Below are 23,722 nucleotides of genomic sequence, written 5' to 3' on the forward strand. Positions count from 1 at the left end.
CGTCTTCGTCGCCCCCGGCCCGCGCAAAAACAAGCGCAACGCCGCCGGCAATTCCTGACGATGCCGCGCCGCGATCTCATCAATCGGCTGACTCGGTGAAATCACCAGCACCTCCACCGGCGCCACGCCCAGTTCACGAGTCGGCGTGCCGGCGGGCATCAGATGACTGAACTGGTTGAGCCGCTGCAGCAACTCGATGTCGCTTTCCAGGCTGTCAATGAACGTGCTGTTGAGCATGTGCCCGCCGATCTGCGCAAGTGTCGGCTGTTGCCCGGTGTAGGTGCGTTCCAGCGGCTGCTGCGGATCAAAGCCACGCGGGTTGCCGCTGACGCCGACCACCAGCACGCGACTGGCGCCCAAGTGCAGCGCCGGACTGATCGGCGCCGATTGCCGCACCGCGCCGTCGCCGAAATACTCCTCACCGATTTTCACCGGCGCGAACAACAACGGAATCGCCGAGCTGGCCAACAGATGATCGACCGACAGTTGCGTCGGCACACCAATGCGCCGATGGCGCAGCCACGAATCAATCGTGCCGCCGCCCTGATAAAACGTCACCGCCTGCCCCGATTCGTAGCCGAACGCCGTCACCGCCACCGCATGCAGTTGCTTGCGCGCGATGGATTCGGCGATGCCGGGCAGGTGCAGTTTTTCATTGAGCAGGTCGCGCAGCGGCGAACTGTTGAGCAGCGCCACCGGCAGATGTCGACCGAGGCCAAGCAGGCTATGGCTGACAAAACGGCTGGCCTGACGGATCACGCCGGGCCAGTCACTGCGCAGCACGCGATGGCTGCGAAAGCCTTGCCAGAACAGTGTCAGCCGCTCGATCGCCGCGCGGAAATCGCTGGCGCCGCTGGCGAGGCTGACCGCGTTGATCGCGCCGGCCGAGGTGCCGACGATCACCGGGAACGGATTGTCCGCGCCCACCGGCAACAATTCGGCAATCGCCGCCAGCACCCCCACCTGATACGCCGCCCGAGCCCCGCCGCCGGAAAGAATCAAACCTGTGACCGGTTCCGCTGGGCTCATCGCAACACTCCGTGGTGCTTAGGGGATGGGGTGAATCAAGCGCGCTTGGCGTACAACTTCGGCTCGCCCGGTGGCCGGCTCTTGAAGCGCCGATGCGCCCATAAGTATTGCTCCGGGCAATCGCGCAACACGCCTTCAACCCATTGGTTGATGCGCAGGCAATCGGCTTCTTCGGTCTCGCCCGGGAAATCTTCCAACGGCGGATGCACCACCAGACGATACCCGCTGCCGTCCGCCAGACGCTCCTGAGTGAACGGCACCACCAGCGCCTTACCCAGCCGCGCGAATTTGGTCGTCGCCGTCACCGTCGCTGCCTGAATGCCGAACAGCGGCACAAAGATGCTTTGCTTGGCGCCGTAGTCCTGATCCGGCGCGTACCAGATCGCCCGACCGGAACGCAGCAGCTTGAGCATGCCGCGCACGTCGTCGCGCTCCACCGCCAGCGAATCAAGATTGTGCCGCTCACGGCCCTGACGCTGGATGAAATCGAACAACGGATTTTTGTGCTCGCGGTACATGCCGTCGATGGTGTGCTGTTGGCCGAGCAACGCCGCGCCGATTTCCAGCGTAGTGAAATGCACCGCCATCAGGATCACGCCTTTGCCTTCGTGCTGGGCTTTCTGCAAATGCTCAAGCCCTTCGACGTGGGCCAGTTTGGCCAAACGCTCACGCGACCACCACCAACTCATCGCCATTTCAAAAAAAGCGATGCCGGTCGAAGCGAAATTTTCCTTGAGCAGGCGTTTGCGCTCCGCCGCGGATTTTTCCGGGAAGCACAGTTCAAGATTGCGCTTGGCAATGCGCCGCCGGTCGCCGGCGAAGCGATACATCAACGCACCCAAAAATCGACCGATGGTCAGCAACGCCGGATACGGCAGCTGCACGATCAGCCACAAAAGCCCCAAGCCGCACCAGAGCGGCCAGAAGCGTGGAGCAAGAAATGCTTTTCGAAAACGCGGGCGATCCATTAAAGCTTCCGTAAATACAGTGGCCGCGCATTCTACATCGTTCGACCCGGCTTGCGGCCTGCGGGCGTTCTCGTTATAAGTCTCGGCACTTTTAGTGACAAGCCGTTGTATGCCGACATGAGCAAAACCGAACCGTTAAACCAAGATCCCGTGTTCCAGCTAAAGGGCAGCATGCTGGCCATTACCGTGCTGGAACTGGCCCGTAACGACCTCGACAGCCTCGATCGGCAATTGGCCGCCAAAGTTGCGCAGGCGCCGAATTTCTTCAGCAACGCGCCGCTGGTTCTGGCCTTGGACAAACTGCCGCCGAGCGAAGGCGCGGTCGACCTGCCAGGTTTGATGCGCGTGTGCCGTCAACATGGCCTGCGCACCCTGGCGATTCGCGCCAGCCGCATCGAAGACATCGCCGCCGCCATCGCCATCGACATTCCGGTGCTGCCGCCGTCCGGTGCCCGTGAACGGCCACTGGACATGCCAGAAGCCGAAGTCAAAAAGAAGCCGGAAAAGCCGCCAGAACCGACCGTCAAACAGACCCGCGTCATCACCACGCCAGTACGTGGTGGCCAACAGATATACGCGCAGGGTGGCGATTTGGTCGTGGTCTCCTCGGTCAGTCCGGGGGCGGAACTTCTTGCCGATGGCAACATCCATGTATACGGCCCGATGCGTGGCCGTGCGCTGGCCGGCGTGAAGGGTGACACCAAGGCACGGATTTTCTGTCAGCAATTAAGCGCTGAACTGATCTCCATCGCCGGTCATTACAAGGTTTCCGAGGATTTACGCCGCGATCCAATGTGGGGCTCGGGCGTACAGGTCAGCCTGTCGGGCGACGTGTTGAACATCATTCGGCTTTAACGGATACTGCCGCATTTTCCAAGCATCTCTAAAACGTAGCGAAAACGGCTCAAACGAAGTAGGAAAAAGGCCTAAAGCCAAATTCCAGCCAAGGCTGTCCGACTGCAGTAGTTTTCAAGAGATGTTTTTCAGGGGCTAAAAAGTCCTTCTTCCTTAGGGGTGAAACACCTTGGCCAAGATTCTCGTGGTTACATCCGGCAAGGGTGGTGTGGGTAAGACCACCACCAGCGCCGCTATCGGTACCGGCCTCGCTCTGCGCGGCCACAAAACAGTGATCGTCGACTTCGACGTGGGCCTGCGTAACCTTGACTTGATCATGGGTTGCGAGCGCCGCGTGGTGTATGACTTCGTCAACGTGGTCAATGGCGAAGCCAACCTGCAACAGGCGCTGATCAAAGACAAGCGCCTGGAAAACCTCTACGTGCTGGCCGCCAGCCAGACCCGCGACAAAGACGCGCTGACCGTCGAAGGCGTGGAAAAAGTCCTGATGGAGCTCAAGGAACAATTTGAGTTCGTCGTCTGCGACTCCCCGGCGGGCATCGAAAAAGGCGCGCACCTGGCCATGTACTTCGCTGATGAAGCGATCGTCGTGACCAACCCGGAAGTGTCCTCGGTACGAGATTCGGACCGCATGCTCGGCCTGCTGGCGAGCAAATCGCGTCGCGCCGAACGTGGCGAAGACCCGATCAAGGAACACCTGCTGATCACTCGCTACCATCCAGAGCGTGTGGAAAAGGGCGAGATGCTGGGCGTTGAAGACGTCAAGGAAATCCTCTCGGTCACCCTGCTCGGCGTGATCCCGGAATCCCAGGCGGTGCTCAAGGCATCCAACCAGGGCGTGCCGGTGATTCTCGACGACCAGAGCGATGCCGGTCAGGCTTACAGCGATACCGTCGACCGTTTGCTGGGCAAAGAAAAAGCCCACCGTTTCCTCGATGTCGAGAAGAAGGGATTCTTCGAGCGCCTGTTTGGAGGTAGGTAATGAACCTTTTTGACTTCTTTCGTGCCAACAAAAAGCCAAGTACCGCCTCGGTAGCGAAAGAGCGTCTACAGATCATCGTGGCGCATGAGCGCGGCCAGCGCAGCACGCCGGATTACTTGCCAGCCTTGCAGAAGGAACTGGTCGACGTGATCCGCAAGTACGTCAACATCGGCAACGACGACGTACATGTTGCACTGGAAAGCCAGGGCAGTTGCTCGATTCTGGAACTCAACATCACCCTGCCCGATCGCTGAGTCGATTGGGTAGTCGCTACGGCGGCTCGGGCTGTTGATGCTCGTGTAGGCGCTGCCGAAGGCTGCGATCTTTTGATCATAAACGTCAAAAGATCGCAGCCTTCGGCAGCTCCTACAGGGTTATCAGCAGTCCCGAGCCGCCGTTGGCATTTGTTACGAGGCTGTTTTAATGCCGTTGTCCAACATCCACATCATCCATCAGGACGCCGCAGTACTGGTGGTGAACAAACCGACGTTGCTGCTTTCGGTGCCCGGCCGCGCCGACGACAACAAGGATTGCCTGATTACCCGTCTGCAGGAAAACGGCTACCCGGAAGCGCGCATCGTCCATCGTCTGGACTGGGAAACCTCCGGCATCATTCTGCTGGCCCGTGACGCCGACACGCATCGCGAACTGTCGCGCCAGTTTCATGACCGTGAAACCGAAAAGGCCTACACCGCGTTGGCCTGGGGTCAGCCGGAACTGGACAGCGGCAGCATCGATTTGCCCCTGCGCTACGACCCGCCGACCAAGCCGCGCCATGTGGTCGATCACGAGTTCGGCAAACATGCGCTGACCTTCTGGCGCGTGCTGGAACGTTGTGGCGACTGGTGCCGCGTCGAGCTGACGCCGATCACCGGCCGCTCGCACCAATTGCGCGTACACATGCTGTCCATCGGTCATCCGTTATTGGGCGACGGGCTATACGCCCATGAACAAGCCCTGGCCGCCTGGCCGCGTTTGTGTTTGCACGCGAGTATGTTGAGCTTCACCCATCCCCAGACCGGCGAACGCTTGCGCTTCGAATGCCCGGCACCGTTTTAAGGACTGCTTGATCAGCAGTCCTGCTTTTAAGGATTTTTGTTTCGGATGAGTTGTATTGATTCCCTCGCCACACCCCTGAAAAAAACCCGCCAGCAGTTGCTGTACCTGATTTACGGCAATCAGGATGTCTACCGCCGCGAGGCCAAGTTCAGCATCCTCACCGTGTTGTCCCAGGCGAAAAACGGCCAGCTCCCGGCGATCAGAATTCTCACTGATCGCCCGCAAGATTACGCCGGCTGGCCGGTCGACACGGTGTTCCTCGATGAAGCCACGTTGACGCGCTGGCAAGGCACGAATGGCTACCACCATCGCCGTAAGGCCTGCGCCATAGCCGCCGGCATGCAGTGGGCAGAGAAGACGCTGTTCGTCGACACCGACACGCTGTTCACTGATCATCCCAGCCGTCTGCTCGATGCCATCGGGCAGGATTGCTCGGTCATGGATCGCTTCGAGTACGACTGGAAAGACGTGCACCTGCGCAGCGACTATCTGAAGCTTGCGCGCGACCTCAGTGCGTATAGCGTGACGCCGGACAACGGCTTCAAGCTCTACAACAGCGGCCTGTGCGGTGTCACCGAAAACGATCTGGATCTGTTCGAAGAGTCGATCCGCATGATCGATCAATGCACGGTTGGCGGCTTCGAGATCCATACCATCGAGCAGATCGCGTTGTCGTATGCCATGCGTGAACGCCGGGTCGTGGAAGCGCGAAAATACGTCTATCACTACTTCGCCGAAAAGCGTTTTTTCCATGCGATGCAGACGTACTTCTTCTCCCAGCATGGCGAAACGTTCAGTCAGCGACTGGTGGATCTGTGCCGCGACGTGCCGCGAGTCAAACCGTTCCCGTCGGCCTGGCAACGCCTGAAAATCAAATGGAAACTGCGCCACCAGAGCGGCGCCTTGCGCAAAGTCGGTCGAGACTTGTTGTATGGCAGCGCTGCACCGGATGATCCGTACTACAGCGCCTGCCGCCATGAGTGGTGGGAATGTGCGTCGCGGGAGATTCTGCGCTGGGACGAGAGCCGGCAGAAAAAGCTCCTGAGCCAGAGCCGCTGGCCAAAACAGCTGCCACGCCCGGACAAGCCGGAAGACGAGAAAGTCATCATGCGCTACCTGAAAAAACGCGTGTTCACCTGCGCTGATTGATTCACACCAACCCGTGAATCACCGAAATCCCTGTGGGAGCGGGCTTGCTCGCTCCCACAGGTTTTGCGTTCGCAATGGGCGTCAACCGCGTTAAACTCCCGGCCATTGCTGTCTGGAGCTTGTTATGCGCGAAGAGTTGAACCAAGGCCTGATCGACTTCCTCAAGGCCTCCCCTACCCCGTTCCACGCCACCGCCAGTCTTGTGCAACGTCTGGAGGCCGCCGGTTTTGTGCGCCTCGACGAACGCGAGCCGTGGACCACCGAGCCTAACGGCCGCTATTACGTTACTCGTAATGACTCCTCGATCGTCGCGATCAAAATGGGCCGCACCTCGCCGCTGCACGGTGGCATCCGTCTGGTTGGCGCGCACACCGACAGCCCGTGCCTGCGCGTCAAACCGCAGCCGGAACTGCAGCGTCAGGGCTTCTGGCAACTGGGCGTTGAAGTGTATGGCGGCGCACTGCTGGCGCCGTGGTTCGACCGCGATCTGTCGCTGGCCGGCCGCGTGACCTTCCGCCGCGACGGCAAAGTCGAAAGCCAACTGATCGACTTCAAGGCGCCGATCGCGATCATTCCCAACCTGGCCATTCACCTCAACCGTGAAGCCAATCAGGGCTGGGCGATCAACGCGCAGACCGAGCTGCCGCCGATCCTTGCGCAATTCGCTGGGGACGAACGCGTCGATTTCCGCGCCGTGCTCACCGATCAACTGGCCCGCGAACATGGCCTCAACGCCGACGTCGTGCTCGATTACGAGCTGAGTTTCTACGACACACAAAGTGCTGCAGTGATTGGCCTGAACGGCGACTTCATTGCCGGCGCGCGTCTCGACAATCTGTTGTCGTGCTATGCCGGTCTGCAAGCGCTACTGACTGCCGAAACCGACGAAACCTGCGTGCTGGTCTGCAACGACCACGAAGAAGTCGGCTCCTGCTCGGCCTGCGGCGCTGACGGCCCGATGCTCGAACAAACCCTGCGCCGTCTGCTGCCGGAAGGTGACGAGTTCGTTCGCACCATCCAGAAATCCCTGCTGGTCTCGGCCGACAACGCCCACGGCGTGCACCCCAACTACGCCGACAAGCACGACGCCAACCACGGCCCGAAACTCAACGCCGGCCCGGTGATCAAGGTCAACAGCAACCAGCGGTACGCCACCAACAGCGAAACCGCCGGTTTCTTCCGCCATCTGTGCATGGCTGAGGAAGTGCCGGTGCAAAGCTTCGTGGTGCGCAGCGACATGGGCTGCGGCTCGACCATCGGCCCGATCACCGCCAGCCACCTCGGTGTGCGCACCGTCGATATCGGCCTGCCGACCTTCGCCATGCACTCGATCCGCGAACTGTGCGGCAGCCATGATCTGGCGCATCTGGTGAAAGTGCTGAGTGCGTTTTATGCCTGCCGCGATTTGCCTTAAAAGCCTTAAAAGCTTCGCGAGCAAGCTCTGCTCCTACACAAGCCTCACCTCTGTAGGAGCAAGTCTTGCCCGCGATGAGGCCGGTTCAGCCAGCACAAATTTCATCAAGAAACCGGCTCAACTCTGATACACATCAGCACCTCCCAAACAAAAGCCACCTAGACTTTAATCATCCCTTTCGACAAGGCTGTCTCCATGATCACGATGTCTTCGTTTCACGCCATGCTCATTCCGATCCTGTGCGGAATGCTCCTGCTGGCCATCGGCTTCAACTTCCGCGACAAGAACGCCGGTGTTTTCGCCATGTGGGTCGGCATGCTGTTGATACTCGCCACCGTGGTTTACAAGATCCTCGCCAAACTCAACGAATAACCGCGCACCGGCTCGCATTGCAGCAGGCGGGCTCGTACACTCGTTCGATCCGCCCATTGCGAGGTTGACCGCCTAGTGTTTGCTCGTCTTTTTGCTTTACCCAGTCTGTTCCTCGTCTGCCTGATGACGCTGCTGCCGCTGGCGCCTGCCCAGGCGGTCGGTCTGCCCGGCCTGCTCAACACCAACAAGGCCCAGCCCGAAGCGCAGGAACCCCTCGGTCAATCCCTCGACGAAGTCATCAAGTCGCTGGAAAACGACAAGCAACGCGCGCAACTGCTCACCGACCTGAAAAAGCTGCGCGACGCTACGAAAAAAGCCCAGATCACACCTGAAGAAGGCGTGCTCGGCCTGATCGGCGGCACCCTCGCCAATTTCGAAAAACAATTCACCGGCGCTGACAGCCCGCTCAATCGCTGGTCTGCCGAGTTCGACCTGGCCAAAGATGAATTCAGCGCCTTGATGATGCCGGCCAGCGAATGGCTGCCGGTAATCTTCGGTTTCGCCATGATTCTGATGGTCTGGAGCCTGCTCGCCGCTGCGCTGATCTGGCTCAGTCACCGCGTGCGCATGCGTTTCGGCCTCACCGAAGAACTGCCGCAACACCCCAAAGCCCTCGACATGCTGCGCTTCGCCCTGCGCAAACTCGGGCCGTGGCTGATCGCTTTGGTCATCACCGTCTACATGAGTTACGCCTTGCCTTCCTCGTTGGGTAAAAGCCTGGCGATGGTGTTGGCGTACGCATTGGTGGTTGGCACCTGCTTCTCGGCAATCTGCGTGATTGCTTTCTCCCTGCTCGATGGCCCGCACCGCCATCGCGCGCTGTACATCCTGCGTCATCAGGCGTTCCGGCCGTTGTGGCTGATCGGCAGCTTCGCCGCGTTCGGTGAAGCGCTGAATGATCCGCGTCTGATCGAAAGCCTCGGCGTGCATCTGGCCCACACCGCCGCGACCGTCGCCAACGTCCTCGCTGCAATTTCAACCGGCCTGTTCATTCTGCGGTTCCGCCGACCGATTGCGCACCTGATCCGCAACCAGCCCCTGTCGCGACGCCTGACCCGCCGCGCGCTCAGCGACACCATCGATATCCTCGGTACCTTCTGGTACGTCCCGGCGCTGGTGCTGGTGGGGATTTCGCTGTTCGCGACGTTCTTCTCCGCCGGCGACACCAGCACTGCTTTACGCCAATCAATGATCTGCACGGTGTTGCTGGTGTTGTGCATGGTGATCAACGGCCTGGTGCGTCGCCACTCGCTGAAACCGCAGCGCGGGGCCAAACGCCATGCGCTGTATTCGGAACGACTGAAAAACTTCTTCTATACCCTCGCCCATCTGCTGGTGTGGCTGGCGTTTATCGAGTTGGGTCTGCGGGTGTGGGGCAAGTCGCTGATCACTTTCGCAGAAGGCGACGGGCATGACGTCAGCGTAAAACTGTTCAGCCTCGCTGGCACGCTGCTGTTTGCCTGGCTGATCTGGATTCTCTCCGACACCGCCGTGCACCACGCCCTTACCCGCTCGCGCAAAGGCCTGGCCAATGCCCGCGCGCAAACGATGATGCCGCTGATCCGCAACGTGCTGTTCGTGGCGATTTTCATCATCGCGCTGATCGTCGCGCTGGCGAACATGGGCATGAACGTTACGCCACTGCTGGCCGGTGCCGGTGTGATCGGTCTGGCCATCGGTTTCGGTGCGCAGTCGCTGGTCGCGGATTTGATCACCGGCCTGTTCATCATCATCGAAGATTCGCTGGCCATCGATGACTACGTCGACGTCGGCGGCCACCTCGGCACCGTCGAAGGCCTGACCATCCGCACCGTGCGCCTGCGCGACATCGACGGCATCGTCCACACGATCCCGTTCAGCGAAATCAAAAGCATCAAGAACTACTCGCGGGAGTTCGGCTACGCAATCTTCCGCATCGCGGTGCCGTACAACATGGAAATCGATGACGCGATCAAACTGATGCGCGACGTCGGCCAGAAGATGCGCACCGATCCCCTGCAACGCCGCAATATCTGGTCGCCGCTGGAAATTCAGGGTGTCGAAAGTTTTGAGTCCGGCAGCGCGATTTTGCGTGCACGGTTCAAGACGGCGCCGATCAAACAGTGGGAAGTGTCGCGGGCGTTCAACTTGTCGCTGAAGCGGCATCTGGATGAAGCCGGACTGGATCTGGCCACCCCACGCATGAGCGTGCAAGTGATCACTGCCGGCGGTGGCGAGCCTAAGGAATAGCACTCAGGCGCGCAGTTGCAGTCACAGGCTGGGAAGCCAAAAAACAATAACCAAGGAGAAACCCGATGCAGCTGACCCGCATTGCCCAGGCCGTTCTACTCACCCTGTTCGCCACCCACGCCGGCGCCGCCACCATGGAAAGCACGCGCTCACAGATCGCCGAGCAGGCGCAAAAACTCGAACCGGAACTGCTGGAAACCCGCCGCGACATCCACGCCCACCCCGAACTCGGCAACACTGAAAAGCGCACGTCGGAACTGGTCGCCAAACAACTCAAAGCCATGGGTCTGGAAGTCAAAACCGGCGTGGCGCGCACGGGCGTGGTCGCCGTCCTCAAAGGCGCCCTGCCCGGCCCGACCGTTGCCCTGCGCGCCGACATGGACGCGCTGCCGGTCAAGGAAGTTTCCGACCTGCCGTTCGCCTCGAAAGCTAAAGGCACCTACCTCGACAAAGAAGTCGACGTGATGCACGCCTGCGGCCACGACGCCCACACCGCGATCCTGCTCAGCACGGCGAAAATTCTGACCGGCATGCGCGACACCCTGCCCGGCACCGTGGTGTTCTACTTCCAACCCGCCGAAGAAGGCCCGAGCGACTTCATTCCCAACGGCAAAAATACCTGGGGCGCGAAAATGATGGTCGAGGAAGGCGTGATGAAATCACCGAAACCCGATGCCGTCTTCGGCCTGCACGTCTGGGCCGGCGTCCCCGCCGGCCAGATCACCTACCGCCCCGGCCCGACCCTCGCCAGCTCCGACGACCTGCGCATCAAAATCCTCGGCAAACAAACCCACGCCGGCCGCCCTTGGGACGGCATCGACCCGATCACCGTCGGCGCACAAACCATCGTCGGCCTGCAAACCGTGGTTAGCCGCCGCACCGACATCTCGTCGTTTCCATCGGTGGTGAGCATCGGCACCATCAACGGCGGGACGCGCTACAACATCATTCCCGAATCGGTCGACATGAGCGGGACGATCCGCTCATACGACTACGGCATCCGCCAGAAACTCCACGCCGACGTACGCCAGACCGTCGAAAAAATCGCCGAAAGCGGCGGTGCCAAAGCGGACGTCACCATCATCGAAAAATACGACCCGACCATCAACAACCCGGCACTTACCGAAAAAATACTGCCGACGTTGAAGTGGGCGGCCAAGGATGACGTGGTGCAAGGGCCGCTGGTGGGCGGGGCCGAGGACTTCTCGTTCTTTGCCAAAGAAGCGCCGGGGCTGTTCGTGTTTTTGGGGGTGACGCCGCGGGATCAAGACATGAGCAAAGCCGCGCCGAATCATAATCCGGGGTTCTTTGTCGATGAGTCGGCGTTGGTGGTTGGCGTGAGGACACTGGCCTCGTTGGCGACGGATTATTTGTATGCCAACGCGCAGACAGACAAGTAAAGAGGCGGTGACTGTGGGGGCGCTTTCGCGAGCGGGCTCGCTCCCACAATTGGATGGTGTTGAATCAGGCAGAGATTGGTCGGCTGTCAGGCCGCCTTCGCGAGCAAGCCCGCTCCCACAATTGGATGGTGTTGAATCAGGGAGAGATTGGTCGGCTGTCAGGCTGTCATCGCGAGCAGGCTCACTCCTACAATTGGATCGTGTGCATCCGGGCAGAAACTGGTCGGCTGTCAGGCCGCTTTCGCGAGCAAGCTCGCTCCCACATTGACCGCGCCAACCATTAGGCCGAGTGTCAGCTCGCCTGCTTTTGATCTTGATCTTAGAGCCCGTCGGGAGGCTGAGTGGAGGGATTCATACGGGGAAAGCATCGAGAGGAGGTGCAGCGAAGCAAACCGTAGGCGATGCCCCCGGATGAACCCGGAGCGAAGGAACCCGAGCCTTAGCGAGGGCCGGACGTCAGGGTACAGACCTTTTGGTTACTTTTGGGGCGTTTGCCAAAAGTGACCCGCCGTAAGGGCGGAACCATAATCAGCAACACCCGCAGCAACGGATATGCCCCCAAAAAACGATCAAACAACGTCGACCCCGACATGAATCGCATCATGCCGCCAAAACTCCAGATCACAATCAATCAACCGCTCATGCTGATCATAATTAACCCGAGCAATCCGTAACCCCGGACTCCCCACCGACACCCGCAAAGCCGCCGCCGCATCCACCGACAAAGACGTCGGCACAATCTCAAAGCGCACCCGCCCATAGTGCAAATCGTAATGCCGCGCATACAACTCAGTAATCGACTGATTCAAATCAAACTCAAGAATCCCCGGAAAAAACTGCGGATTCAAATAGTGCTCCACATACAACACCAACCGCCCGTCAATCCGCCGCGACCGGCAAATCTGAATCACGCTGGACAGCGCCGGCAACTGCAACCACGCACACACCGCCGCTGACGCCGGTTGCAGCCGCGCCGAAATCACCTCGGTCGACGGCACCCGCCCCTGCGCACTGACCATCGCGTGAAAGTGACTGCGCTGCATCAAGTTATAAGCCAGACGCGGCGGCGACACGAACCAGCCGCGTCGCTCTTCGCGATAAATCTGCCCCTGTGCCTCCAATTGCAACAACGCCTCACGCACAGTAATCCGCGTGGTGCCAAACAGCTCACTGAGCTTGCGTTCGGCCGGCAACTTACTGCCCGCCGCCAACAAACCGTGGTCGAGCTGCTCCTGCAACACCTGGCCAATGGCTGTCACCGCTTTTGTTGCCTCATCACGCATCAACGTTACCTATCTGGACTAGACCAGCACTGTTTCGGGGCAAAACCGCACGGCGATCAAACCGTTTTGTAGTGATGCAAGCCTAGGCAGTACACATGACCGAGAGATGACAAAACTACCGAACGGTCATCCTCACGACTTGCAATACATCGGCCAAGTCCCTTGCTCACCGGGCCTTTGCGCATGGTCTACGCTTATCGGGCACCTGCCGATATCGGCCAGATAAAAGGCCTGGCGCGAGGCCACCGACATCAAAGTGTCATCCAGCCCCCTTAAATTGGCTCAGGTATTGCTGACCTAGACCAACAACCACCGCAATCGCAGCGTTGAACACGACCAAGGAGCTTCGGAATGAAACAGCTTTTCCTGGCAACACTGTTAGGCTCGACCATTGCACTGTGCACCTCCGCCATGGCGGCCGGCACCGATCTGAAAACCCTCGAAGCCGCTGCGAAAGCGGAAGGCGCCGTCAACAGCGTCGGCATGCCCGATGACTGGGCCAACTGGAAAGGCACCTGGGAAGACCTGGCCAAAACCTACGGCCTGAAACACATCGACACCGACATGAGCTCGGCTCAGGAAATTGCCAAGTTCGCGGCGGAAAAAGACAACGCCACCGCTGACATCGGCGACGTCGGCGCCGCGTTCGGCCCGATCGCGGTCAAGCAAGGCGTGGTGCAACCGTACAAGCCAAGCACCTGGGATCAAGTCCCGGACTGGGCCAAGGACAAGGACGGCAACTGGGCGCTGGCCTACACCGGCACCATTGCCTTTATCGTCAACAAAAAGCTGCTGCACGGTTCCGAAGTACCGACCAAATGGGCTGACCTCAAGGGCGGCAAATACAAGGTCTCCATCGGTGACGTAAGCACCGCCGCCCAGGCTGCCAACGGCGTTCTCGCTGCGGCACTGGCCAACGGTGGCGACGAGAAAAACATCAAACCTGCCCTGCTGTTGTTTGCCGACATTGCCAAGCAAGGTCGCCTGTCGATGGCTAACCCGACCATCGCCACCATGGAAAAAGGCGAGATCGAAGTCGGTGTGGTCTGGGACTTCAACGGCCTCAGCTACAAAGCCAAGATGGCCAACCCGGATGACTACGTCGTGCTGATCCCGTCCGACGGTTCGGTGATTTCCGGCTACACCACGATCATCAACAAGTACGCGAAAAACCCTAACGCCGCCAAGCTGACCCGCGAATACATCTTCAGCGACGCCGGCCAGACCAACCTCGCTCGCGGCAACGCGCGTCCGATCCGCGCCGAGCACCTGCAACTGCCAGAAGACGTGAAGGCCAAACTGCTGCCGAACGAGCAGTACAAAAAGGTCACCCCGATCAAAGACGCCGACGCCTGGGAAAAAACCTCCAAAGCCCTGCCACAGCAGTGGAACGAAGAAGTCATCGTAGAGATGAAGTAATCCTTCATCTGTAGGAGCTGCCGCAGGCTGCGATCTTTTGATCTTGCCCTTTAAAAGCAACATCAAAAGATCGCAGCCTGCGGCAGCTCCTACAGGGGTTGGTTCCAGTTTTGTTTTCGGAGTTTTTGCCCCTATGAAGCACAACGTCATCCTTGTCGTGCTCGACGGTCTCAACTACGAGGTCGCGCGCCACGCCATGGGGCATCTGCAGGCTTATGTTGGCGCAGGACGCGCCGCGCTCTACCAGTTGGAGTGCGAGCTGCCGGCCCTGTCCCGACCGCTTTATGAATGCATCCTCACCGGCGTGCCGCCGATCGACAGCGGCATCGTCCACAACAACGTCTCGCGCCTGTCCAATCAGCGCAGCATTTATCACTACGCCCGCGACGCCGGTCTGAAAACCGCTGCCGCGGCGTATCACTGGGTCAGCGAGTTGTACAACCGCTCACCGTTCGTGGCTGCCCGCGACCGGCACACCGACAATCTGTCGCTGCCGATCCAGCACGGGCATTTCTACTGGAACGATCACTATCCGGATTCGCACCTGTTCGCCGACGCGGAAAACCTGCGCCTGCGCCACGATCCGAACTTCCTGCTGATCCACCCGATGAACATCGACGACGCCGGGCACAAACACGGCCTCGACAGTTCGCAATACCGCAACAGTGCGCGCTCGGCCGACATCATCCTCGCCGACTATTTGCAGAGCTGGCTCGACGCTGGTTATCAAGTGCTGGTGACCGCCGACCACGGCATGAACAACGACCGCTCGCACAACGGCCTGCTGCCGGAAGAACGCCAGGTGCCGCTGTTCGTCCTCGGCGATGCGTTCAGCCTCAACGCTGACGCCGCGCCGAAGCAGACGGAAATCTGCGGCACCGTCTGCGAACTGCTCGGCGTGCCCCACGACAAACCTGTGTGCCGGGAGCTGCTCAAGTGAATGCCATGACTCGCGGCAAATGGCTGGCGGCGTTGTGCCTGGTGCCCTTCGCGCTGTTCTTTATCGTCTTCGAAATCGCCCCGCTGGTCTGGGTGATGATCAACAGCCTGCAATCGGAAGAGTTCGGTTGGGGCATCGAAAACTTCACCAAGATCTTCAGTTCGAAGTTCTACTTGCAGGCGATCCAGTACAGCCTGGAAATCAGTTTCTGGTCGAGTGTGTTCGGCATCATCATTGCCGTGCTCGGTGCGTATTCCCTGCGCCGCGTTGACTCGAAACTGCGCAACTTCGTGAATGCCTTCGCCAACATGACCAGCAACTTCGCCGGCGTGCCGTTGGCGTTCGCCTTCATCATCCTGCTCGGGTTCAACGGCAGCATCACCATCATGCTCAAGCAGGCCGGGATCATTCAGGACTTCAACCTGTACTCGAAAACCGGCTTGATCATCCTCTACACCTACTTCCAGATTCCCCTCGGCGTGCTGCTGCTCTACCCGGCCTTCGACGCCTTGCGTGAAGACTGGCGCGAATCCGCAGCATTGCTCGGGGCCAATGGCTGGCAGTTCTGGCGGCACATCGGTTTGCCAGTGCTGACGCCAGCGTTGCTCGGTACGTTTGTGATCCTGCTGGCCAACGCCCTCGGCGCCTACGCCACGGTGTATGCACTGACGACGGGCAACTTCAACGTCCTGCCGATCCGGATTGCGGCGATGGTTTCCGGTGATATTTCCCTCGACCCGAATCTGGCCAGTGCCTTGGCCGTGGTGCTGGTGGCGCTGATGACCATCGTCACTGTCGTGCATCAACTGCTGTTGAAGAGGAGCTACCATGTCTCGCGCTGAATCCGGCCCGGCCGGCCTCTACCACCGCGTCGTGGTTTATCTGCTGTTCGCGATCCTCTTGCTGCCGCTGGCAGGCACGCTGGTCTACTCGATCGCCAGCAGTTGGTCGGCGACCATTTTGCCCAGCGGTTTCACCTTCAAGTGGTACATCCAGTTGTGGAGCGACCCGCGCTTCCTTCACGCGTTCGGCCAGTCATTGCTGGTCTGCGTCGGCGCGCTGGTGCTGTCGGTGGTATTGATTCTGCCGCTGCTGTTCGTCGTGCATTACCACTTCCCGAAACTCGATGCGCTGATGAACATCCTGATCCTGCTGCCCTTCGCGGTGCCGCCGGTGGTGTCGTCGGTGGGTCTGTTGCAACTCTACGGTTCCGGGCCGATGGCGATGGTCGGCACGCCATGGATTCTGATCGGCTGCTACTTCACCGTGGCCCTGCCGTTCATGTACCGGGCGATCACCAACAACCTGCAAGCGATCAACCTGCGCGACCTGATGGACGCCGCGCAACTGCTCGGCGCCAGCACCTTTCAGGCAGCCATTCTGGTGGTGCTGCCCAACCTGCGCAAAGGCCTGATGGTCGCGTTGCTGCTGTCGTTCTCGTTCCTGTTCGGTGAGTTCGTTTTCGCCAACATCCTCGTCGGCACGCGTTACGAAACCCTGCAGGTTTATCTGAACAACATGCGCAACAGCAGCGGCCACTTCACCAGTGCGCTGGTCATCTCGTATTTCTTTTTCGTGCTGGTCCTGACCTGGATCGCCAACATCTTGAACAAGGACAAAAGCGAATGAGCTATGTCAGCGTCCAACACCTGCAGAAGAATTACGCGGGCACCCCGGTGTTCAGCGACATCAACTGCGAGATCAACAAAGGCGAATTCGTCACCCTGCTCGGCCCGTCCGGTTGCGGCAAATCTACGCTGCTGCGCTGCATCGCCGGCCTGACGCCGGTGGATGGCGGTCAGATCCTGCTGGATGGCGTCGACATCGTGCCGCTGACACCGCAAAAACGCGGGATCGGCATGGTCTTCCAGAGCTACGCGTTGTTTCCCAACATGACCGTCGAGCAGAACGTCGCATTCGGTTTGCGCATGCAAAAGGTCAACGCCGACGACAGCCATAAACGCGTGTCGGAAGTGTTGAAACTGGTTGAACTCAACGACTTCGCCAGCCGCTATCCGCATCAACTCTCCGGTGGCCAATGTCAGCGTGTCGCCCTTGCCCGTTCGCTGGTCACGCGCCCACGTTTGTTGCTATTGGATGAACCGCTGTCGGCCCTCGATGCACGGATTCGCAAACACCTGCGCGAACAGATCCGTCAGATCCAGCGCGAACTCGGCCTGACCACGATCTTCGTCACACACGATCAGGAAGAAGCGCTGACCATGTCTGATCGCATTTTCCTGATGAATCAGGGAAAAATCGTACAGAGCGGCGACGCCGAGACCCTGTACACCGCACCAGTCGACGTGTTTGCCGCAGGCTTTATCGGCAACTACAACCTGCTCGACGCCGAAGCCGCGTCGAAACTGTTGCAGCGCCCGATCAACCATCGCATCGCCATTCGCCCGGAAGCCATCGAACTGAGCCTCAACGGCGAACTCGACGCGCAGATCCGCAGCCATAGCCTGCTAGGCAATGTCATTCGCTATCGCATCGAAGCGCGCGGCGTGGAATTGGTGGTGGATGTGCTCAATCGCTCGGCGGCTGATCTGCATCCCGACGGTCAGCGTCTGGCGCTTTCCATCGATCCGACGGCCCTGTGTGAGGTAGCTTAAAAGCAGCTGCGCGCTTCGAGCTACAAGCTTCAAGTTGTAGACTGCGGCGCAGCTGATTCCAATTCTTGCAGCTCGACGCTTGTAGCTCGCAGCTGTTCTCGGAGAGAACTGATGGCCCTGGCAATTTTTGATCTGGACGAAACGTTGATCCACGGCGACTGCGCCACCCTCTGGAGCGAGCAGATGGGGCGCCTGGGCTGGGTCGATCCCGAGTCGTTCATGCGCAAGAACAACGAACTGATGGACGCCTACAGCCATGGCAAATTACGCATGGAAGAGTACATGGCGTTCAGCCTCGAACCGCTGATCGGCCGTACGCCAGAAGAAGTCGAGCACCTGGTCGGGCCGTGGGTTGAAGACTTTATCGAACCGATCATCTTCAGCGACGCGACCAAAACCATCGCCGCGCACCGCAAGGCCGGCGACCGGATTCTGGTGATCTCGGCGTCGGGCACGCACCTGGTCAGACCGATTGCCGATCGACTCGGCATCGACGAGATTCTGGGGATTGAACTGGAAGTCGCGCACGGCGTTTACAGCGGCCAGACCGTGGGCACGTTGACCTACCGTGAAGGCAAGATCACTCGCTTGCTGGAGTGGCTGGACGCTGAAGAAGAGAACCTCGAAGGCGCGAGTTTTTATTCCGACTCACGCAATGACCTGCCATTGCTGCTGAAAGTGGATTTCCCGCACGTGGTCAACCCGGATCCGGTGCTGCTCGAGCACGCCGAAAAAGCCGGATGGCCCATCCATCTCTGGAAATAAACAACGACCCAGTGTGGGAGCGGGCTTGCTCGCGAAAGCGTCGTGTCAGCCGACATCATTGTTGAATGAATCACCGCATTCGCGAGCAAGCCCGCTCCCACAGGGGGTGTTGTGGTGTCAGGTGAGGCTTTCGTCAATCACCAACACCAGTTTCCCCGCCACCGTATTACTCGCCAGCTCGGCAAACGCCGCCTCGGCATCCTTCACCGCAAACGCCTTGGCCAACTGCGGACTCAACCGCCCTTCCGCAAACAATGGCCACACCTGTTGGCCCAGATCACTCAACAGATCCGCCTTGAACTGATCATCACGACTGCGCAACGTCGAGCCCAGCAACTGCACGCGCTTACCCAACACCTGCGCCAGATCCAGTTTCGCCTCGCGGCCACCCATCAAACCGATCAGCACCCAACGACCGTCCAGCGCCATCAGCTTCAGATTCAGCGCCGAATAATTACCGCCCACCGGATCGAGAATCACATCAAACGGCCCGAAGTCGCGCAGGCTCTCCAGATCGTCAGTGCGCAGCACCCCGCCCTGAGCCCCCAGCGCCTCGCAATAAGCCAAACGCTCGGCTGAACCGACGCTGACCCAGCACGGATTGCCAAACGCCTTGCACAGCTGAATGGCGGCTGAACCGATTCCACTTGCCCCGGCGTGCAAGAGAACTTTCTCACCCGGTTTGAGCGCCGCAAGTTGAAACACATTCAGCCAGACTGTTGCGTAAACCTCGGGCAATGCAGCCGCTTCAACCAACGAAACGCCTTCGGGAACTGGCAGCACGTGCCGCCCGTCAACCACCACCTCTTCGGCCATGCCGCCCCCGGCCAGCAAGGCGCAGACCCGATCACCGACCTGCCACGGACTGCCCGCGCCGACCTCGCTGATGACCCCGGAACACTCCAGACCGAGCACGTCGCTTGCGCCCGGCGGTGGCGGATAGAGACCGGCTTTCTGTAATAAATCGGCGCGATTGAGGCCGGCTGCCGCCACTCGAATGCGAACTTGTCCTACATCACATGTAGGACTCGGGGTCTCAACCCACGCCACTTGACCTTCCACGCCTTGCAATGCCTTCACAGTGCCTCCATAGTGAGTCTGGACTGAGCCCGAAGCTGTAGCGCCGGGCTTTTTGCATTATGCGACCGGCTCTCGTAGAACCGGCGACTTCAAAGACGGCCTAATATGCGTTATCAATTGTCCCCGCGTCGAATCAGCATGAAGCATCTGCTCCCAAGCACCGCCCTCGCTCTATTCATCGGTATCGGTATTTTGCCGATGTCGGGCAATACCTTCGCTGCCAACAGCTGGGACAAATTGCAGCCTGATCGCGATGAAGTCATCGCCAGTCTGAACGTCGTCGAGTTGCTCAAGCGTCACCACTACAGCAAGCCGCCGCTCGACGATGCGCGCTCGGTGATCATCTACGACAGCTACATCAAGCTGCTGGATCCGTCGCGCAGCTATTTCATGGCCAGCGACATTGCCGAATTCGACAAGTGGAAGACGCAGTTCGACGACTTCCTCAAAAGCGGCGACCTCAACGCCGGCTTCACCATCTACAAGCGCTATCTGGATGGCGTCAAATCGCGTCTGGACTTCGCCATCGCCGAGCTCAACAAAGGCGTCGACAAGATGGACTTCAACACCAAGGAAACCTTGCTGATCGATCGCAAGGACGCTCCTTGGCTGAAATCCACTGCAGAACTTGATGACCTGTGGCGCAAACGCGTCAAGGACGAAGTCCTGCGCCAGAAGATCGCCGGCAAAGATCCGAAGCAGATTCAGGAAACCCTGACCAAGCGCTACAAGAACCAGTTGGCGCGCTTGGATCAGACCCGTCCGGAAGACATCTTCCAGGCGTACATCAACACCTTCGCCATGTCGTACGACCCGCACACCAACTATCTGTCGCCGGATAACGCGGAAAACTTCGACATCAACATGAGCCTGTCCCTCGAGGGCATCGGCGCTGTGTTGCAGAGCGACAACGACCAGGTGAAAGTCGTGCGTCTGGTGCCGGCAGGCCCGGCCGACAAGACCAAACAGGTTGCCCCGGCGGACAAGATCATCGGCGTTGCCCAAGGCAACAAAGAGATGGTCGACGTGGTCGGCTGGCGTCTCGACGAAGTGGTCAAACTGATTCGTGGCCCGAAAGGCACCGTGGTGCGTCTGGAAGTGATTCCGGCGAGCAATGCGCCGAACGACCAGACCACCAAGATCGTGCCGATCACCCGTGAAGCGGTGAAGCTCGAAGACCAGGCGGTGAAGAAGTCCATCCTCAACCTGAAACAGGACGGTAAGGACTACAAGCTCGGCGTCATCGAGATTCCGGCCTTCTACCTCGACTTCAAAGCGTTCCGTGCCGGTGATCCGGACTACAAGAGCACCACCCGCGACGTTAAAAAACTGCTGACTGAACTGCAGAAAGAAAAAGTCGACGGTGTGGTTATCGACCTGCGCAACAACGGCGGCGGCTCCCTGCAGGAAGCCACCGAGCTGACCAGTCTGTTCATCGACAAAGGCCCGACCGTATTGGTGCGTAATGCCGATGGCCGTGTCGACGTGCTCGAAGATGAAAACCCGGGCGCGTTCTACAAAGGCCCGATGGCGCTGCTGGTCAACCGCTTGTCCGCCTCGGCTTCGGAGATTTTCGCCGGCGCCATGCAGGACTATCACCGCGCGCTGATCATCGGTGGCCAGACCTTCGGTAAAGGCACCGTGCAGACCATTCAGCCGCTGAACCATGGCGAGCTGAAACTGACCCTGGCCAAGTTCTACCGGGTCTCCGGTCAGAGCACCCAGCATCAGGGCGTCCTGCCGGACATCGACTACCCGTCGCTGATCGACACCAAGGAAATTGGCGAAAGCGCTCTGCCGGAAGCCATGCCGTGGGACACCATCCGCGCGGCCATCAAACCGGCGGCCGATCCGTTCAAACCGTATCTGGCTCAGCTCAAATCCGAGCATGACGCCCGCACGGCAAAAGACGCGGAGTTCGTGTTCATCCGTGACAAGCTGGCACTCGCGCAGAAACTGATGGAAGAAAAAACCGTCAGCCTCAATGAAGCCGAGCGTCGCGCGCAACACACCGACATCGACGCCAAGCAACTGGCGATGGAAAACATCCGTCGCAAAGCCAAAGGCGAAGAGCCGCTCAAAGAGCTGAAGAAAGAAGACGACGACGCCCTCACGGCCGCCGAGCCGGACAAGGTCAAACCAGAAGACGATGCCTACCTGAGCGAAACCGGGCGCGTGCTGCTGGATTACCTGAAGCTGAGCAATCAGGTGGCGAAGAAGTAAGTGATGGCAATTTAATGCTGACGATCCTCGGATCGTCATCAAACAGTCATCATTCTGTCGTGCAATAAAGGACTGGGAGCCACTCTCCAACGAGAGCGCTCCCAGTCCTTTTTTTATCGCCAGAGATTGCCATGACCACGACCGAACAGCTGAGTGCCTTGAGCTCGATCCTGACTCAAAGCGGATTGCACAGCCTGTTCCAGCCGATCATCTGCCTCTCTGAACGCCGCATTCTCGGCTACGAAGCCCTGACACGCGGCCCGTCCAACAGCCCTCTTCACTCGCCGATTGCCTTATTCGCGGTGGCGCGACAGGCGGGGCGTTTGAGTGAGCTGGAAATCGCCTGCCGCCAAAGCGCCTGCCGTCGTTTCAATGAACAGCAACTGCCGGGCAAACTGTTTCTGAACGTCTCGCCCGAGTCATTACTCGAAGCCGCGCATCAACCGGGACGCACGCTGCAACTACTGCAGGACTTCGGCATTCCACCCAGCCAGGTCGTCATTGAACTGACCGAACAAACACCCATCGACGACTTCCAGCTGCTGCAAACCGCACTGCATCACTACCGCGCGATGGGCTTCTCCATCGCGCTGGATGATCTTGGCGCCGGTTATTCGAGCCTGCGCCTGTGGTCGGAGCTGCGCCCGGATTACGTAAAGATCGATCGGCACTTCATCGACGGCATTCATCAGGATGCGCTGAAACGCGAATTCGTCGGCTCGATCCTGCAAATCGCCAAAGCCTCCCGCGCGCAAGTCATCGCCGAAGGCATCGAACTGCCGGAAGAACTCGCGGTGCTCACCGAAATGGGCGTCGACCTGGTGCAAGGCTATTTGCTCGGCCGCCCACAAGAACACCCACCGCGCGACGCCCGCACGTTGATGCCCAAACACGACAGCAGCAGCGTTGCGCTGAATGACGAAGGCAGCGACCTCAGCGCCCTGCTCAACGACCAACCCGCCGTAGCGCGTGACACACCGACCGCCACCGTGCTGGAAGCCTTCCGCCGCCAGGCCAACCTCAACTCACTGGCCGTGCTCGACGAACAAGGTCAGCCGTGTGGCATCGTCCATCGCCATTCCTTGTCGGATGCGCTGCTCAAACCGTTTGCCACTGACTTGTTTGCGCGTAAACCGATTAGCCGATTGATGAATGACGACTTTCTCGCGGTGGAAATGAGTCAGTCGTTGCAGCAAGTGAGCCGCCTCATCACCAGCCGCGCCCGTCAGCGGATCGAAGAAGATTTCATCATCACCCTCAACGGCAGCTACCTCGGTCTCGGCCGGGTGATCGACGTGCTCAAACTCATCACCGAACTGAAAATCCAACAGGCACGCTACGCCAACCCGCTGACCTTACTGCCTGGCAATGTGCCAATTCAGCAGTGCCTCACTCGCCTGCTGCAACAGGGTCGAGAATCAGTCATCTGCTACGTCGACATCGACAGCTTCAAACCCTTCAACGATATCTACGGGTACGGACGCGGGGACGAAGTGTTGCTGTGTTTGGCTCAATGCCTGAATGAACGCGTCGACCCCACCCGAGATTTCGTTGGCCACATTGGTGGCGACGATTTCCTCTTAGTCCTCGGCCCTGAAGACTGGCGCAAGCGACTCAATCAACTGCTCGACGATTTCCAAAGCCAATGCCGCCGCTTCTATCGCCCCGAACACCTTGAAGCGGGTTGCTTCATCGCACCGAATCGTCAAGGGGTGCGGCAGGAGTTTCCGTTGTTGTCGCTATCCATTGGCGTCGTGCATCTACACCCCGAGGCCTGCGCACAGCTTGATGCCAGTCAGCTTGCGGAAATGGCATCGCAGGCGAAGCATCATGCGAAGAATGTTCCGGGGTATAGCGTGCATCTCATCGACAGTATGAATGCTCTACCTTTTACCGAAGCACTCGTTTCGGGCCATCGTTAAATTTTCGAATAAATCCGA

The 23,722-nt window shown here is 59.4% G+C and carries 21 protein-coding genes; 17 read left to right on the forward strand and 4 right to left on the reverse strand.

Annotated elements, in window-relative coordinates; genetic code table 11:
• A partial coding sequence (locus GVL50_RS20285) for a patatin-like phospholipase family protein (protein ID WP_159814896.1) occupies nucleotides 1-1,029 on the reverse strand: 1,029 nt, incomplete at its 3' end.
• A gap of 35 nt (nucleotides 1,030-1,064) precedes the next feature.
• Nucleotides 1,065-1,997: a lipid A biosynthesis lauroyl acyltransferase gene (locus tag GVL50_RS20290; RefSeq protein WP_159814897.1), complete on the reverse strand. Its 933-nt coding sequence runs from the start codon at nucleotides 1,995-1,997 to the stop codon at nucleotides 1,065-1,067.
• Between the two features lie 117 nt (nucleotides 1,998-2,114).
• On the opposite strand from GVL50_RS20290, the gene minC reads away from it, so the two are divergent.
• The 9 genes from minC to GVL50_RS20330 all read left to right on the forward strand — a co-directional run bounded on the left by minC (nucleotide 2,115) and on the right by GVL50_RS20330 (nucleotide 11,457).
• A complete protein-coding gene (gene minC, locus GVL50_RS20295) occupies nucleotides 2,115-2,852 on the forward strand; it encodes a septum site-determining protein MinC (RefSeq protein ID WP_159814898.1) in 738 nt (245 codons plus the stop codon).
• A 169-nt stretch (nucleotides 2,853-3,021) separates the two neighbouring features.
• Nucleotides 3,022-3,834, forward strand: coding sequence for a septum site-determining protein MinD (gene minD, locus GVL50_RS20300; RefSeq protein ID WP_007913953.1), 813 nt, complete (start codon nucleotides 3,022-3,024; stop codon nucleotides 3,832-3,834).
• Nucleotides 3,834-4,088 (forward strand): cell division topological specificity factor MinE, encoded by a 255-nt coding sequence (gene minE / locus GVL50_RS20305; protein WP_003223146.1) that lies wholly within the window; start codon nucleotides 3,834-3,836, stop codon nucleotides 4,086-4,088. The genes minD and minE overlap by 1 nt, the downstream gene beginning before the upstream one ends.
• A gap of 169 nt (nucleotides 4,089-4,257) precedes the next feature.
• Nucleotides 4,258-4,893, forward strand: coding sequence for an RluA family pseudouridine synthase (locus GVL50_RS20310; RefSeq protein WP_034151766.1), 636 nt, complete (start codon nucleotides 4,258-4,260; stop codon nucleotides 4,891-4,893).
• A 45-nt stretch (nucleotides 4,894-4,938) separates the two neighbouring features.
• On the forward strand, nucleotides 4,939-6,042 hold the full coding sequence (locus tag GVL50_RS20315) for a hypothetical protein (protein ID WP_159814899.1): 1,104 nt from the start codon (nucleotides 4,939-4,941) through the stop codon (nucleotides 6,040-6,042).
• Between the two features lie 124 nt (nucleotides 6,043-6,166).
• Entirely contained in the window at nucleotides 6,167-7,456 is a 1,290-nt protein-coding gene (locus tag GVL50_RS20320) for a M18 family aminopeptidase (protein ID WP_159814900.1), read from the forward strand.
• A 195-nt stretch (nucleotides 7,457-7,651) separates the two neighbouring features.
• Complete coding sequence (locus GVL50_RS28785) at nucleotides 7,652-7,828, forward strand: hypothetical protein (protein ID WP_172680090.1); 177 nt, start codon at nucleotides 7,652-7,654, stop codon at nucleotides 7,826-7,828.
• A gap of 75 nt (nucleotides 7,829-7,903) precedes the next feature.
• A complete protein-coding gene (locus tag GVL50_RS20325) occupies nucleotides 7,904-10,057 on the forward strand; it encodes a mechanosensitive ion channel family protein (RefSeq protein WP_159814901.1) in 2,154 nt (717 codons plus the stop codon).
• A gap of 65 nt (nucleotides 10,058-10,122) precedes the next feature.
• Nucleotides 10,123-11,457 carry an amidohydrolase gene (locus GVL50_RS20330; RefSeq protein ID WP_159814902.1) on the forward strand — a complete coding sequence of 445 codons (1,335 nt, stop codon included), beginning with the start codon at nucleotides 10,123-10,125 and terminating at the stop codon, nucleotides 11,455-11,457.
• Between the two features lie 569 nt (nucleotides 11,458-12,026).
• Here GVL50_RS20330 and GVL50_RS20335 read toward each other — a convergent pair.
• Nucleotides 12,027-12,740 carry a UTRA domain-containing protein gene (locus GVL50_RS20335; RefSeq protein ID WP_064121017.1) on the reverse strand — a complete coding sequence of 238 codons (714 nt, stop codon included), beginning with the start codon at nucleotides 12,738-12,740 and terminating at the stop codon, nucleotides 12,027-12,029.
• Between the two features lie 351 nt (nucleotides 12,741-13,091).
• On the opposite strand from GVL50_RS20335, the gene GVL50_RS20340 reads away from it, so the two are divergent.
• From GVL50_RS20340 to GVL50_RS20365, 6 genes are all read left to right on the forward strand, one after another.
• Nucleotides 13,092-14,159: an ABC transporter substrate-binding protein gene (locus GVL50_RS20340; protein WP_141129984.1), complete on the forward strand. Its 1,068-nt coding sequence runs from the start codon at nucleotides 13,092-13,094 to the stop codon at nucleotides 14,157-14,159.
• A gap of 133 nt (nucleotides 14,160-14,292) precedes the next feature.
• Nucleotides 14,293-15,099, forward strand: a complete 807-nt coding sequence (locus GVL50_RS20345) for an alkaline phosphatase family protein (protein WP_159814903.1) — start codon at nucleotides 14,293-14,295, stop codon at nucleotides 15,097-15,099.
• 5 nt (nucleotides 15,100-15,104) lie between these two features.
• Nucleotides 15,105-15,941 carry an ABC transporter permease subunit gene (locus GVL50_RS20350; RefSeq protein ID WP_178124209.1) on the forward strand — a complete coding sequence of 279 codons (837 nt, stop codon included), beginning with the start codon at nucleotides 15,105-15,107 and terminating at the stop codon, nucleotides 15,939-15,941.
• Complete coding sequence (locus GVL50_RS20355) at nucleotides 15,928-16,728, forward strand: ABC transporter permease (protein ID WP_008083711.1); 801 nt, start codon at nucleotides 15,928-15,930, stop codon at nucleotides 16,726-16,728. The genes GVL50_RS20350 and GVL50_RS20355 overlap by 14 nt, the downstream gene beginning before the upstream one ends.
• Nucleotides 16,725-17,714 carry an ABC transporter ATP-binding protein gene (locus tag GVL50_RS20360; protein ID WP_159814905.1) on the forward strand — a complete coding sequence of 330 codons (990 nt, stop codon included), beginning with the start codon at nucleotides 16,725-16,727 and terminating at the stop codon, nucleotides 17,712-17,714. Before GVL50_RS20355 ends, GVL50_RS20360 begins: the two co-directional genes overlap by 4 nt.
• A gap of 111 nt (nucleotides 17,715-17,825) precedes the next feature.
• Nucleotides 17,826-18,479 carry an HAD family phosphatase gene (locus tag GVL50_RS20365; RefSeq protein WP_053118621.1) on the forward strand — a complete coding sequence of 218 codons (654 nt, stop codon included), beginning with the start codon at nucleotides 17,826-17,828 and terminating at the stop codon, nucleotides 18,477-18,479.
• 117 nt (nucleotides 18,480-18,596) lie between these two features.
• Here GVL50_RS20365 and GVL50_RS20370 read toward each other — a convergent pair whose 3' ends face one another.
• The gene (locus tag GVL50_RS20370) at nucleotides 18,597-19,559 is read right to left on the reverse strand and encodes a zinc-binding dehydrogenase (protein ID WP_159814906.1); all 963 of its coding nucleotides are present in this window, start codon (nucleotides 19,557-19,559) and stop codon (nucleotides 18,597-18,599) included.
• Between the two features lie 138 nt (nucleotides 19,560-19,697).
• Here GVL50_RS20370 and GVL50_RS20375 point away from each other — a divergent pair, with 138 nt between their 5' ends.
• Together GVL50_RS20375 and GVL50_RS20380 are read left to right on the forward strand one after the other, a co-directional pair.
• A complete protein-coding gene (locus tag GVL50_RS20375) occupies nucleotides 19,698-21,782 on the forward strand; it encodes a carboxy terminal-processing peptidase (RefSeq protein WP_178124208.1) in 2,085 nt (694 codons plus the stop codon).
• A gap of 131 nt (nucleotides 21,783-21,913) precedes the next feature.
• Nucleotides 21,914-23,704, forward strand: a complete 1,791-nt coding sequence (locus GVL50_RS20380; protein ID WP_159814908.1) for a bifunctional diguanylate cyclase/phosphodiesterase — start codon at nucleotides 21,914-21,916, stop codon at nucleotides 23,702-23,704.
• Nucleotides 23,705-23,722 lie beyond the last annotated feature (18 nt).

Source organism: Pseudomonas sp. 18058 (genome assembly GCF_902706155.1).
In the GTDB taxonomy this organism is placed as follows: Bacteria; Pseudomonadota; Gammaproteobacteria; order Pseudomonadales; family Pseudomonadaceae; genus Aquipseudomonas; species Aquipseudomonas rustica.

Bases quoted from the DNA above. Each gene is read 5' to 3' on its own strand.
- GVL50_RS20290 (WP_159814897.1), bottom strand. From the start codon at position 1,997: ATGGATCGCCCGCGTTTTCGAAAAGCATTTCTTGCTCCACGCTTCTGG.
- minC (WP_159814898.1), top strand. From the start codon at position 2,115: ATGAGCAAAACCGAACCGTTAAACCAAGATCCCGTGTTCCAGCTAAAG.
- minE (WP_003223146.1), top strand. From the start codon at position 3,834: ATGAACCTTTTTGACTTCTTTCGTGCCAACAAAAAGCCAAGTACCGCC.
- GVL50_RS20310 (WP_034151766.1), top strand. From the start codon at position 4,258: ATGCCGTTGTCCAACATCCACATCATCCATCAGGACGCCGCAGTACTG.
- GVL50_RS20315 (WP_159814899.1), top strand. From the start codon at position 4,939: ATGAGTTGTATTGATTCCCTCGCCACACCCCTGAAAAAAACCCGCCAG.
- GVL50_RS20320 (WP_159814900.1), top strand. From the start codon at position 6,167: ATGCGCGAAGAGTTGAACCAAGGCCTGATCGACTTCCTCAAGGCCTCC.
- GVL50_RS28785 (WP_172680090.1), top strand. From the start codon at position 7,652: ATGATCACGATGTCTTCGTTTCACGCCATGCTCATTCCGATCCTGTGC.
- GVL50_RS20330 (WP_159814902.1), top strand. From the start codon at position 10,123: ATGCAGCTGACCCGCATTGCCCAGGCCGTTCTACTCACCCTGTTCGCC.
- GVL50_RS20335 (WP_064121017.1), bottom strand. From the start codon at position 12,740: ATGCGTGATGAGGCAACAAAAGCGGTGACAGCCATTGGCCAGGTGTTG.
- GVL50_RS20340 (WP_141129984.1), top strand. From the start codon at position 13,092: ATGAAACAGCTTTTCCTGGCAACACTGTTAGGCTCGACCATTGCACTG.
- GVL50_RS20345 (WP_159814903.1), top strand. From the start codon at position 14,293: ATGAAGCACAACGTCATCCTTGTCGTGCTCGACGGTCTCAACTACGAG.
- GVL50_RS20350 (WP_178124209.1), top strand. From the start codon at position 15,105: ATGACTCGCGGCAAATGGCTGGCGGCGTTGTGCCTGGTGCCCTTCGCG.
- GVL50_RS20355 (WP_008083711.1), top strand. From the start codon at position 15,928: ATGTCTCGCGCTGAATCCGGCCCGGCCGGCCTCTACCACCGCGTCGTG.
- GVL50_RS20360 (WP_159814905.1), top strand. From the start codon at position 16,725: ATGAGCTATGTCAGCGTCCAACACCTGCAGAAGAATTACGCGGGCACC.
- GVL50_RS20365 (WP_053118621.1), top strand. From the start codon at position 17,826: ATGGCCCTGGCAATTTTTGATCTGGACGAAACGTTGATCCACGGCGAC.
- GVL50_RS20375 (WP_178124208.1), top strand. From the start codon at position 19,698: ATGAAGCATCTGCTCCCAAGCACCGCCCTCGCTCTATTCATCGGTATC.
- GVL50_RS20380 (WP_159814908.1), top strand. From the start codon at position 21,914: ATGACCACGACCGAACAGCTGAGTGCCTTGAGCTCGATCCTGACTCAA.